This is a genomic window from Bacillus sp. FSL L8-0199, assembly GCF_038005705.1.
GTDB classification, from domain to species: Bacteria; Bacillota; Bacilli; order Bacillales; family Bacillaceae_G; genus Bacillus_A; species Bacillus_A cereus.
Window position 1 is genome coordinate 5,262,129 of sequence record NZ_JBBOTS010000001.1, and the last position, 13,177, is coordinate 5,275,305.

Below are 13,177 nucleotides of genomic sequence, written 5' to 3' on the forward strand. Positions count from 1 at the left end.
TTCCCTCCTACATAAAATTATATAGGAAAAAGGATATATAATCCAAACCCAACCAAAATGATACCACCTACTATCTCACCATATGTACCGAGCATATCTTTCGCATGTCTCCCAATTAATAAACCCATCCACGCTAATAACATGCTAACAAATCCAAAAAGTAAAATCGTAATAATTGTTTGTGCTCCATAAATACCAAGACTAAGTCCTACTGAGAAACTATCTATACTGACGCCAAATGCAAATACGAATAAACTAATTCCAATAGGGGCTGTTCTAGTCTCTTCATTTTGTAAAATGCTCGAATATACGATATAAAACCCTAGTCCGATTAATAAAATAGCACCCGCAAAATGTGCGATATCTCCATACTTCTCTGATAAAAAACGACCTAGTACCATTCCTATAAACGGCATAATAATATGAAATATCCCTATCGTCATACCAATATACAGGATTTGTCTTAACTTTAGGGGTATCATCCCCATACCAAGACTAACCGAGAACGCATCCATCCCTAAGGCGAATGCCATAATTATTAAAGGTATTAGCTGTTCAAACGTCATTCATGCCCCTCCTTGGACGTGCTACTTCACAATATGCTTATCCAAGGAGAAATATTCTGTTTGCTAATCTTACCTTATCATTCAATAATAATATGATGTCCTGCCGCTTTTGTTAAACGATTCATAATTGCATTCCCTATTCCTTCATTAGGGAATGACTCACTAAAAATAACATCCACTTCACTTGCATCAAATGTTCTAAGTACATCATATAATTTAGTCGCAACACTAGCTAAGTCACTTCTAACACCACAAGATAATATAACATCTGCACTATATACATGCTGATACTCTTCTGTCGTTAATACGCCTACTTTAAATCCTTCTTCCTTTTTCTCATCCACAAGATGCTGAATAAACTCACGTGAACCCTCAACAATACTAAGTGGTGCTTTCGGCGCATAATGTGTGTATTTCATTCCAGGCGATTTCGGTTTTTCCTTCTCATCCTTTAAAGCTGGATCTAAAGAAACCGTACCTATCACCGCTTCTAATTGTTCTTTCGTAATCCCACCTGGACGTAATATTGTTGGAACCGCGCTTGTACAATCAATTACAGTTGATTCAACGCCTACTCCAGTTGCACCACCATCAACAATACCTGCAATCTTCCCATTCAAATCTTCATATACGTGAGAAGCTAATGTTGGACTTGGACGCCCTGAACGATTCGCACTTGGTGCTGCAACAGGTACATTCGCCTCTTCAATAAGAGCAAGTGCAATTGGATGATCAGGCATTCTTACTCCAACCGTATTAAGTCCTGCCGTCACCTTCTCTGAAATCCCTTCTTTTCTCGGCAAAATAATTGTTAATGGTCCTGGCCAAAAATGCGCCATTAACTTCTCTGCAACTGGTGGAATTTCTTTCACAATCCCATCTAACTGAGATTTTGTACCTATGTGGACAATGAGTGGATTATCACTCGGTCTTCCTTTCGCTTCGAAAATTTTCGCGATTGCTTCATCATCCATCGCGTTTGCCCCTAACCCATATACTGTTTCCGTAGGGAAAGCAACCGCCTCATTTTCTCGTAATAATTTTGCTGCTTCTTGTAACTGTGGATAATATTTTTTTCTTTCCACAACATTATCCACAACCCACATATTTGTATGCATTTTTTTCCACGTCCTTTTCTACCCTTAAATACTTGTATATTTTTAGTTTACTATGAGATTTATCCAAAAGACAAACAAGGTTTATCCACAAAATGTGGATAAACCTAATTAATCCGTGGATAACTTTGTGAATAGCTGACAATTTAGTATTATTGCATTCTGCTCTTTTATATTTTTACAAAAATGTTCTAGCTGTTGAATTCCCTCTGGAACCTCATCCTTTTCTATAGTAAAAAAGTCAAAAAACTGAAAGATCGGTACAGATTGTGGATGATTTGTTAGTAAGTACAATTGTTGAACACTTTTTTCTTTCATATACTGCAAAAACATTTCAAAAAAATATAAGAAAGTCTGTTTATCCACATGAGGTGTGAATAAACAAGAACGAATAAGCACATCTTCCCCACTTTGTTCATAACCAATTACAGCTCGTATTTCTTCCGCTTCTTCCAAAATCATAAATTGTGCGTACAACTCATTTATTTTATCATCTTTTTTATTAGCTTGTCCGAAAAAAGAATGTAATCTTTCCACATCTGCTTTCGTAGCAAAATACACTTTCTTCATAATAAATCCCTCCTCATTTTTATATATGAAGAGGGATTTATTAATAGTACTATTTAGAGAATAAAGATGTAAAAGCCTCTACAATAAACAATTTAACTTCTGGCTTTTCTTCTTCCTCTTCTACTTTTACATACTCATTTTGTTTTTCTTGTTTTTTCTCCACAGGTTTCTCCACTTTTTCCACAGTTTTTATTTCTTCTTTACTTACAGGCTGCTCTTCGACTTTTGTTTCATTTTTTACTACTTTCTTTTCAGAAGCTGTTACTTTTTTTACTACTTCCTGCTTTACAGCTTTCGTTTCTTTTACCTTATCTACTTTCTTCTCTTCTTTATCTATTACTTCCTCATCTAGTTGTTTCACCTGCTCCTCTTCAGGAGATTCCGCCTTCACAACGTGCTCTTCTTTTCTTACAGCTGTCCCGCTCGAAAAATCTAAGAAACACATTGGTGGAAATAATACACACCACCAGTTCGCCCCTTCACCTTCTCCAATTGTGATTAATACTGCTTCATATTCTCCTGCTGGATAAATAAAATTCCCATATACCTTTGTAGGAAACTTTACATTCTTACTAAATTTCACTTGAAATGAATCTTTACTTCCTTCTCTTTTTAACGTATTTTCCACCGTTTCCTCGATTTCTGGAATATGACTTTGAATTACTTTGCGTGCCTCTTCAAATGAAGTTAAATCCGCTACCCATCCATCAATTTGTGCTTTTACTTCATCACGCACTTTACGCTTTAATGCCTGGTCTTTATCTGAATCACTATTTGCTAAAATTCTTAATCGAACGGCCTCTTTCGGAATAACTGAAGGCCCTTTCGCATCAGCTTTCATATATCCAAACTGCACAAGTAACTGTGCACCAATTAATAGTATAAGAAGATAAGCAATAACTTGTTTTTTCATTTCCTCCACCGTCCCTTCTACAAACAGTGTGGACAGACTTTCATCTTTCTAAACTATTAAATTCAAAATCTATATGAATTTTTCCACAAAAAAATAGAGTAAGGTGTGAACCTTACTCCATCTCTGCAAATACCATACGATCTTTTCCGTTAATATCGAAAACAACCTCAACATGAGCATGTGGAAAAGCTTGTTGTAACAATCTTTTTACATCCTCACCTTGTCCTACTCCAATTTCAAACGCCACAATCGCTTTCTTCTGCAACACATTCGGCAATTCTTCCATAAAACGGCGATAGAAATCTAATCCGTCTTCACCACCAACAAGTGCTCTCTTCGGCTCATGCTCTTTCACAACAGGAGAAAGACCACGCCAATCCTCTTCCGGTATATATGGAGGATTTGAAACAACAACATCTAGCTTTTGACCCGTTTTATGAAATGGTGACAATAAATCACCGTAATAGAACGTTACTTCTGCACCTAAAGCTTTTGCATTTTCTTTTGCAACTTCAATCGACTCTTGTGCAATATCTACTGTATAAACATGAAGATTTTCATTTTCTAAAGCAAGCGTAATAGAAATCGCTCCACTACCTGTACCTATATCTGCTACATGTAGTTTCTCATCACCAAAATGGCGCTCGATTCTTTCTAATACTCCCACTATAAGCTCTTCTGTTTCCGGTCTTGGTATTAATACTTCTTCATTCACAAAGAAAGACCGTCCATAAAACATTTCATAACCAATCATATATTGAATAGGAATACCTTCTACATGCTTGTGGATAAACTCCGTAAAGCTTTTCTCTTGATCCTCAGTTATTTCTTCACGCATATTCATAAGTAATCCTGTTCTGTTCACCTTTAATACATGACAAAGGACAATTTCTCCCGCATTTTCATCTCGTCCATTTTCCTGTAAAAAAGAAGAAGCCCATTTCAGGGCTTCATAGACACGCATTACTCAGCTGCCTCCATCTTTTGAGCCTGATCTTCCATCACTAAGGCATTGATGAAATCATCTAACTTACCTTGTAAGATTTGATCTAGCTTTTGAATCGTTAAACCGATTCGATGGTCTGTAACACGGTTTTGCGGGAAGTTATACGTACGAATACGCTCTGAACGATCTCCCGTACCAACAGCTTGTTTACGGTTTTGATCATACTCAGCTTGCGCTTCTTGTCTAAACTTATCATAAACACGTGCGCGTAATACTTTCATCGCTTTTTCTTTATTCTTGATCTGTGATTTCTCATCCTGACAAGATACAACTACACCAGTCGGTAAATGCGTTAAACGCACCGCTGACATCGTTGTATTAACGCTCTGTCCACCAGGTCCACTAGAAGCGAATGTATCAACACGAACATCTTTCTCATGAATATCAATTTCTACTTCTTCTGCCTCTGGTAATACAGCTACAGTTGCTGTAGATGTATGAATACGTCCACCAGATTCCGTTTCAGGAACACGTTGTACACGGTGAGCACCATTCTCGAATTTCAGCTTCGCGAAAGCACCTTTACCATTAATCATAAAGATAATCTCTTTATATCCACCTAACTCTGTATAGCTAGCCTCAATAATCTCCGTTTTCCAGCCCTGTACCTCAGCGTAACGGCTATACATACGGTATAAGTCACCAGCAAATAAAGCTGCCTCATCTCCACCAGCAGCTCCACGAACCTCAACGATAACGTTCTTATCATCATTAGGGTCTTTTGGAACAAGTAAAATTTTCAGACGCTCTGATAATGTTTTATCTTGTGATTCTAACTCAGAAACTTCTTCTTTTACCATTTCACGCATTTCTGCGTCTAACTTATCTTCTAACATTGCTTTCGCATCTTTTAATTGCTCACGAACATCCTTATACTCACGATACACCTCTACCGTTTCCTGTATATCAGACTGTTCCTTTGAATATTCACGAAGCTTATTTGAATCACTAATAATCGCTGGATCACTTAACAATTCATTTAACTTCTCATAACGATTTTCTACAGCTTGCAAACGATCTAACACATCATTCACCTCTACATCCTAGTATCTAATACAAATAGTATATGGTACTTACTCAAAAAAACGCAAATTATATTTAAAAGTGGCGGTGGCTCTTTCAGCTCTGACCAGCTAAGGTTCTTTCGACCTAAAGGTGCTTTTTACCTTTCGGGCGGAAGGTTCTTAGATGCGAAGAGCTAGCCACCAGAACTAGATATATTTAAAAGCGTAAGCGGCTCACACCGCTCATTCTCTCTATTTTGAAAAAAACCCGCCTTGCGCAGCGAGTTTTACTTATCTTTGTTTGCAGGTACTGCATGACAATGACGACAACGCGGTTCATACGATTCTGAAGCTCCAACTAAAATAATTGGATCATCAAATGCCGCTGGTTCTCCATCAATTAATCGTTGTGTACGACTTGCTGGAGATCCACATACAGAACATACTGCTTGTAGTTTTGTCACATGTTCAGCAATCGCCATCAGCTGAGGAACTTGTCCAAATGGTAGACCACGGAAATCTTGGTCTAAACCAGCTACAATGACACGATAGCCACGATTTGCCAATACTTGCACCACTTCCACAATGTCCCCATCAAAAAATTGCACCTCATCGATTGCAATAACATCCAGCTCTTCTGTAATATGTTCAAATATATCCTTTGAAGCTGAAACAGGAACTGCTTTTACCTTTAATCCGTTATGTGATACTACATCTTCTTCACTATATCGATTATCAATACATGGTTTAAATACAATTGCATGTTGTTTTGCAAATTGCGTACGGCGCACACGGCGGATTAGCTCTTCTGACTTGCCAGAAAACATACTACCGCAAATCACTTCAATCCAGCCATTTTGATTTATTAAGTACATGAAGCTCTCCTTTCATCTACTTTTCAGTTAAAAGTAGGGTAAAGGTATAATATTTTCGCAAAAAAAACAGACAAGCGAATACATACACTTGCCTGTTTTATGTTTTTATTACTTAAGACCGTATTTCTTATTGAAGCGGTCAACGCGTCCGTCTGCAGTAGCAAACTTCTGACGTCCAGTGTAGAATGGGTGAGAATCAGAACTGATCTCAACTTTTAGTAATGGATAAGTGTTACCATCTTCCCACTCAACAGTTTCGTTAGATCCTTTAGTAGATCCGCTTAAGAATTTGAAGCCTGTGTTTGTGTCCATGAATACAACTTTCTTGTAATCTGGGTGAATTCCTGCTTTCATTCTTTTCATCTCCTTCCGCCCTGAATCATTTTCGAAACAGAGTTTTTCATCTTCAGCTGCATACACAACTATATTGATGAAACACATATGATGAAATTATAACAAGGCTAACTTCATTTTGCAACTACCTGTTTTTGTCTTTTTAATTTTAAAAGCGCAAGCGGCTCGTTCAGAATGGGAGGGGGATGGAGCTTCTGACGTAGAGGCGCTTTTTGCCTCGTAGGAAGACGCGAAGCCACCGACCATTCTAGCCGCTGGAGCTGGATATTAAATTTAAAGTGGAGGTGGCTCGCTCAGCTCTGACCAGCTAAGGTTCTTTCGCCCTAAAGGTGCTTTTTACCTTTCGGGCGGAAGGTTCTTAGATGCGAAGAGCTAGCCACCGGAACTGGATATCATTTAAAAGCAGAAGCGGCTCGTTCAAAATCGCAGGGCATTGGAACTCTCGACCTTGAAGCGCTTTTTGCTTCGAGCGAGAGAGTGAAATGACCGGAGATTCTAGCCGCTGGAGCTCGATATTATCTTAAAAGTGGGGGTGGCTCGCTCAGCTCTGACCAGTTAAGGTTCTCTCCCTTATCTCTCTCTTTAATATCACCTAAACAGCATAAAAAACTCGCTTACTATAAAATAAGCGAGTCCTGATTTTTCCCTTTACTTAGTTGTTACATACCTTTTTGAGTCTGCAACAATGTTTTGTAAAAACTCTTCATTTGTCTTAGTTTGACGAAGCTTACGTAAGAAACTTTCAACGAAGTCTGGTGTATCACGCATTGTTTTACGAATGCCCCATAACTTGTCTAAATGTTCTTTTGGAATTAATAGATCTTCTTTACGTGTACCAGAACGGCGAATATCGATCGCCGGGAAGATACGACGTTCAGCTAATGAACGATCTAAGTGAAGTTCCATATTTCCAGTTCCTTTAAATTCCTCGTAAATAACATCGTCCATACGGGATCCTGTATCAACAAGGGCTGTTGCTAAAATTGTTAAGCTACCGCCTTCTTCAATATTACGCGCAGCTCCAAAGAAACGCTTCGGTCTATGGAAGGCAGCTGGATCGATACCACCTGATAATGTTCTACCACTTGGTGGAATAACGAGGTTGTAAGCTCGAGCTAAACGGGTAATACTATCCATTAAAATGATAACATCTTTCTTGTGCTCTACAAGACGCATCGCACGTTCTAACACAAGCTCAGCTACTTTAATATGATTTTCTGGTACTTCATCAAAAGTAGAACTTACAACATCTCCTTTAACAGAACGTTCAATGTCTGTTACTTCCTCTGGACGCTCATCAATTAAAAGTACAATTAATTCTGCTTCCGGATGATTTGTTGTAACACTATGCGCGATTTCTTTTAATAGACTTGTTTTACCAGCCTTTGGAGGCGCAACAATTAAACCACGTTGTCCAAATCCAACTGGTGCGATTAAATCCATGATGCGTGTCGGTAACTTTTTCGGTTCCGTTTCCAATTTCATTTGGCGATCTGGGTATAATGGTGTTAATGCAGGGAAATGCACACGCTCTTTTGCTGAATCTGGATCATCTCCGTTTACAGCTTCAACTTGTAATAACCCAAAATAGCGTTCATTTTCTTTCGGAGGTCGTACTTTACCAGAAACCTTGTCTCCATTACGTAAATCGAAACGACGAATTTGCGAAGCTGAGATATAAATATCTTCTGAGCTTGGAGAATAGTTGATAGGACGTAGGAATCCAAATCCTTCTGATTGAATAATTTCTAATACGCCTTCCATGAAAAAGAAACCTTCTTTTTCTGCTCGAGCTTTCAAAATGGAAAAAATTAACTCTTTTTTCGTTAACTTGCTATAATACGAAATCTTAAATTCTTTCGCAAGCTCGTATAACTCTTTTAATTTCATGTTTTCTAATGCTGCAATTGACAAATTCATTCAGACACCACACTTTAACGTTATTCTCTTTTTTCATGGGTAAAGGGAAAAAATACGGAAGGCAAATAATTAATAATGAAAGGCAATAAGTTCAAGTAGGGTAATATTCACTATTGTAACCCTTTTATCTAGTTTTAATCAATACGTTGGAACACAAATACAAGAAGCGAAGACAAGAAAATTTGTCTTCGCTTCTTATTTAATTTAGTTCCAGCTCCGATAGTTAGAAAAGTCGACCATTTTAACCTTTCTGAGCGAGCCGCTTGCACTTTTTATTTAATCCAGCTCCGGTGTCTAGAAGGGTCAGTCATTTCACCCCTTCCTGCGAGGCACAAAACGCCTCTTCGTCAGGAGTTCCAATGCCTTCCCCTTCTGAGCAAGCCACCTCCGCTTTTTACTTAATCCAGCTTCAGCAGCTAGAATGGTCGGTGGCTTCACTTCTTCCTGCGAGGCAAAAAGCGCCTCTTCGTCAGAAGCTCCATCCCCCTCCCATTCTGAACAAGCTGCTTACGCTTTTTACTTAATCCAGTTCCAGCGGCTAGAATCTCCGGTCATTTCACTCTCTCACTCGAAGCAAAGAGCGCTTCAAGGTCGAGAGCTCCAATGCCCTGCGATTCTGAACGAGCCGCTTGCACTTTTTATTTAATAACTAAGTTCGGTTTTTTATTTAAGCTATGACGACCATCTACGAAGCGAACTGTGCCTGATTTTGCGCGCATAACAAGGGATTGCGTTGTTCCTACGCTACCTTTAAATTGAACACCGCGTAATAGTTCTCCATCTGTTACGCCTGTTGCTGCAAAGATTGCATCGTCACCTTTTACTAAGTCCTCCATACGAAGGATACGATTAATGTCTTCTATGCCCATTTTTTTACAACGTGCTAATTCAGCTTCGTTTTGTGGCAATAGTTTTCCGTGAATTTCTCCACCTAAACATTTTAAAGCAACTGCTGCTAATACACCTTCAGGTGCTCCACCAGATCCAAATAAAATATCTACACCTGTACGATCAAACGCTGTATTAATCGCTCCAGCTACATCTCCATCATTAATCAATTTAATGCGAGCACCAGCTTTACGAATTTCTTCGATAATTTCTTGATGACGTGGACGATTTAAAACTGTCGCTACAACATCTTCAATATCTTTATTTTTCGCTTTCGCAACTGCACGTAAGTTATCAATAATAGGCGCATCAATATCGACCGCCCCAACTGCTTCCGGGCCAACCGCGATTTTATCCATGTACATGTCAGGGGCATGTAACAAATTACCGTGGTCTGCAATTGCAATAACAGCAAGAGCATTCCAGCCACCAGCTGCTACGATGTTTGTCCCTTCTAAAGGATCAACCGCAACGTCTACACGTGGTCCATATCCTGTACCCAATTTCTCTCCGATATATAGCATTGGTGCTTCATCCATCTCACCTTCACCAATTACAACTGTACCCTTCATCGGAATTGTATCAAATACATCACGCATAGCTGATGTTGCTGCACCGTCTGCCTCATCCTTTTTCCCGCGCCCCATCCAACGCGCTGATGATAAAGCTGCAGCCTCTGTTACACGTACTAACTCCATAGATAAACTTCTTTCCACGATAATCCCTCTCCTTTAAGTCTTTATATTTCTGCCGTATTTTGTGAACCGTGTTTTTCTATAAAGTGTACTTCCGCAAGTAGTGATGCTTCGCTTCCCCCTTGCGGAAGTATCACTTATGCGTTCTTCATTTCTTCAATTTCTTGCTTTGTCATTTGTTCTCGCCAAATGTTTGCTCCAAGCCCTTTAAGCTTGTCCACTATATTCTCATAACCTCGATCAATATGCTCAAGTCCTGTTACTTCTGTAATTCCATCTGCCATTAAACCTGCAATAACAAGTGCCGCTCCTGCTCGTAAATCACTCGCCTTCACTTTTGCACCTTGCAGTAACACAGGACCAGTTACAATTGCCGAACGACCCTCTACTTTAATTTGAGCATTCATACGACGTAATTCATCAATGTGTTTGAAACGGGCACCGTAAATTGTATCTGTTACAACTCCCGTCCCGTGCGCCTTTGTTAAAAGCGTCGTAAACGGCTGTTGTAAATCCGTTGGAAAACCTGGATATACAAGCGTTTTGATATCAACTACTTTTAACTTTCTATTACCGTTCACCGTAATTTGATCATCGTTCGTTTCAACTTGAACACCAGCTTCTCTTAGCTTTGCAGTAACTGATTCTAAATGCTGAGGAATAACATTATCAACCGTTACTTCTCCTCCTGATGCAGCTCCTAGAATCATATACGTACCAGCTTCAATACGATCTGGGATGATAGTATGGTGACAACCATGTAAAGAGTCCACACCATCTATTCGGATTACATCTGTACCAGCACCTTTAATACGTGCCCCCATGCTTGTTAACAATGTAGCTACATCAATAATCTCGGGCTCTTTCGCTGCATTTTCAATAACAGTTCTACCTTTTGCTCGTACAGCTGCTAGCATAATATTAATCGTAGCTCCTACACTAACAACATCTAAATAAATACGTGCCCCGCGTAGCTCATCTGCTCTTAAATAGATGGCACCTTGTTCATTCGTAACATGTGCACCTAGCGCTTCAAACCCTTTAATATGCTGATCAATCGGCCTCGGTCCTAAATGACATCCACCCGGAAGCCCAATAACAGCTTTTTTAAAACGGCCAAGCATTGCACCCATTAAATAATAAGAAGCGCGCAATTTTTTCACTTTTCCATTTGGCAAAGGCATTGCAACCATGTTAGAAGGATCGACTACCATCTCCTCCTCCTGTCCATAAGTTACTTTCCCTCCAATTTCCTCTAGTAAGTCTCCTAACATTTTCACGTCCGAAATATTAGGGACACCACCAATAGTTACTGGAGTATCTGCTAAAATTGTCGCTGGAATTAATGCAACGGCACTGTTCTTTGCACCACTTACTCGAATTGTTCCATTTAAAGCTCTTCCGCCTTCAATTAGCAATTTTTCCATATTGAGCTCCCTTCTTGTGAATGTATTTACTTTCTATCTTTTTATAGAAAGCTCCCCTTAAGAATCTCAATTACTCTTTCCATCCCAAAACTCAATAAATAGGAAACCATTATCTTCATTTCTCCTGTAGCACGAATAGATAAAGATCAACTATTCATCGAATTCACTTTATCAATTTAGATACGTTATCACATTTATTAATAGGACTATGCACATTATTTTCTATTTAAAAACAAAAATGATAAAATCTTTAGACTTGTTCACGCTTTCATTATACAACGAAAGGAAACCGTCTAAAAGACTAGACGGTTTCCAAAACGGAATTTTATTCTTACGCTTTACCGTTAGAACCGAATTCGCGAATTTTACCAATAACAGTTGCTTTGATAGCGTCGCGGCCAGGTCCGATAAATTTACGAGGATCGTAAACTTCTTGGTCTTTGTTTAATACTTCACGAACAGCTTTTGTAAACTCGATTTGGTTCTCAGTGTTTACGTTGATTTTTGAAGTACCTAAAGAGATAGCTTTTTCGATATCAGCAGTTGGGATACCAGTACCACCATGTAATACTAAAGGTACGCCAGTGAAGTCACGAACTTGTTCCATTTCAGCGAATCCTAAGTTAGGCTCACCTTTGTAAGGACCGTGTACAGAACCTAAAGCTGGAGCTAGGCAATCGATACCTGTTGCTTCAACAAGGTGCTTACACTCTGCTGGGTCAGCGTAAATTACGCCTTCAGCGATTACGTCGTCTTCTTGTCCGCCAACTGTTCCAAGCTCAGCTTCAACAGATACGTTACGAGCGTGTGCGTATTCTACTACTTGTTTAGTAGTTTCAACGTTTTCTTCGAATGGGTGGTGAGAAGCGTCGATCATTACAGATGTGAAACCTGCATCGATTGCTTCTTTACATTTTTCGAAGCTTGAACCATGATCAAGGTGAATCGCTACAGGAACAGTGATGTTCATTTCTTCGATTAAAGCTTTAACCATAGCTACAACTGTTTTGAAACCAGTCATATGACGAGCTGCACCCTCAGATACACCTAGGATTACAGGAGATTTTTCTTCTTCCGCAGCAGCTAAGATAGCTTGAGTCCACTCTAAGTTGTTCATGTTGAATTGACCAACTGCGTATTTTCCTTCTAGTGCTTTGTTTAGCATTTCTTTCATAGAAACTAAAGGCATGGTGAATCCTCCTAAAAAACGTTTTTTGTATCCGATAAGTTCTTATCGCTGGTAGTATGACCAGAATAAGGTAAAATATGTATATATACATACCGGACTTTTTTCTACACTCAATAGGATAACAACTTGTACTCAAAAACTCAACCGTATTCACCTGCACAATAGTCCATGTAAACGCTTTTTTCCATATTTTTTATAAAAAATTCATTTTTACGCCTCTACAGCGAGCTCATTTCTCACAGCTTGACGAATTTCATCAATATCAAATGGTTTAGCAAAATGCATTAAAGCACCTAAATCTTTTGCTTCTTGGATCATATCAAGCTCTCCATAAGCAGTCATTAAAATTACTTTAATACTCTCATCAATTTCTTTTACATGCTTTAAAATCTCTATACCATCCATGCCTGGAATTTTCATATCTAACACTACTAAATCTGGATTATCTTTTTTCACGATATCTAAAGCTTGAAATCCATTTGCTGCTTGGAATGTCTGATAACCTTCTTTTTGGAACACTTCATGTAATAACACACGAATCCCATATTGATCATCAACGATTAAAATTTTACCTTCCATAATTCCCAACCTTTCTGTGTAAGTACAAGATTTAAAGCTTCTTATATCTTAACGATTTATTTTCGCTATTCTTTGG

General features: G+C 38.8%; 13 protein-coding genes. All 13 read right to left on the reverse strand.

Annotated features, from left to right (window positions below):
- Nucleotides 1-17 precede the first annotated feature (17 nt).
- Nucleotides 18-566, reverse strand: a complete 549-nt coding sequence (locus NST86_RS27300; RefSeq protein ID WP_000142463.1) for a manganese efflux pump MntP — start codon at nucleotides 564-566, stop codon at nucleotides 18-20.
- Between the two features lie 77 nt (nucleotides 567-643).
- Nucleotides 644-1,684: an L-threonylcarbamoyladenylate synthase gene (locus NST86_RS27305; protein ID WP_000557351.1), complete on the reverse strand. Its 1,041-nt coding sequence runs from the start codon at nucleotides 1,682-1,684 to the stop codon at nucleotides 644-646.
- Between the two features lie 108 nt (nucleotides 1,685-1,792).
- Nucleotides 1,793-2,251, reverse strand: coding sequence for a mechanosensitive ion channel protein (locus NST86_RS27310; protein ID WP_000758437.1), 459 nt, complete (start codon nucleotides 2,249-2,251; stop codon nucleotides 1,793-1,795).
- Nucleotides 2,252-2,300: 49 nt separating this feature from the next.
- Nucleotides 2,301-3,164 (reverse strand): stage II sporulation protein R, encoded by an 864-nt coding sequence (gene spoIIR / locus NST86_RS27315; protein ID WP_061664293.1) that lies wholly within the window; start codon nucleotides 3,162-3,164, stop codon nucleotides 2,301-2,303.
- 112 nt (nucleotides 3,165-3,276) lie between these two features.
- Nucleotides 3,277-4,128 carry a peptide chain release factor N(5)-glutamine methyltransferase gene (gene prmC, locus NST86_RS27320; RefSeq protein ID WP_074625565.1) on the reverse strand — a complete coding sequence of 284 codons (852 nt, stop codon included), beginning with the start codon at nucleotides 4,126-4,128 and terminating at the stop codon, nucleotides 3,277-3,279.
- Nucleotides 4,128-5,195 (reverse strand): peptide chain release factor 1, encoded by a 1,068-nt coding sequence (gene prfA, locus NST86_RS27325; protein ID WP_000887064.1) that lies wholly within the window; start codon nucleotides 5,193-5,195, stop codon nucleotides 4,128-4,130. The genes prmC and prfA overlap by 1 nt, the downstream gene beginning before the upstream one ends.
- Nucleotides 5,196-5,461: 266 nt before the next feature.
- Nucleotides 5,462-6,049, reverse strand: coding sequence for a thymidine kinase (locus NST86_RS27330; RefSeq protein WP_000280859.1), 588 nt, complete (start codon nucleotides 6,047-6,049; stop codon nucleotides 5,462-5,464).
- Nucleotides 6,050-6,157: 108 nt separating this feature from the next.
- Nucleotides 6,158-6,403 (reverse strand): type B 50S ribosomal protein L31, encoded by a 246-nt coding sequence (locus tag NST86_RS27335; protein ID WP_000643433.1) that lies wholly within the window; start codon nucleotides 6,401-6,403, stop codon nucleotides 6,158-6,160.
- Between the two features lie 648 nt (nucleotides 6,404-7,051).
- Complete coding sequence (gene rho, locus NST86_RS27340; protein ID WP_001053903.1) at nucleotides 7,052-8,323, reverse strand: transcription termination factor Rho; 1,272 nt, start codon at nucleotides 8,321-8,323, stop codon at nucleotides 7,052-7,054.
- A 638-nt stretch (nucleotides 8,324-8,961) separates the two neighbouring features.
- The gene (gene glpX / locus NST86_RS27345) at nucleotides 8,962-9,927 is read right to left on the reverse strand and encodes a class II fructose-bisphosphatase (RefSeq protein ID WP_000442340.1); all 966 of its coding nucleotides are present in this window, start codon (nucleotides 9,925-9,927) and stop codon (nucleotides 8,962-8,964) included.
- Nucleotides 9,928-10,043: 116 nt separating this feature from the next.
- Entirely contained in the window at nucleotides 10,044-11,333 is a 1,290-nt protein-coding gene (gene murA / locus NST86_RS27350; protein ID WP_000413254.1) for a UDP-N-acetylglucosamine 1-carboxyvinyltransferase, read from the reverse strand.
- A 331-nt stretch (nucleotides 11,334-11,664) separates the two neighbouring features.
- Nucleotides 11,665-12,522: a class II fructose-bisphosphate aldolase gene (locus tag NST86_RS27355; RefSeq protein WP_001131855.1), complete on the reverse strand. Its 858-nt coding sequence runs from the start codon at nucleotides 12,520-12,522 to the stop codon at nucleotides 11,665-11,667.
- Nucleotides 12,523-12,732: 210 nt separating this feature from the next.
- A complete protein-coding gene (gene spo0F, locus NST86_RS27360) occupies nucleotides 12,733-13,101 on the reverse strand; it encodes a sporulation initiation phosphotransferase Spo0F (RefSeq protein WP_000398594.1) in 369 nt (122 codons plus the stop codon).
- Nucleotides 13,102-13,177 lie beyond the last annotated feature (76 nt).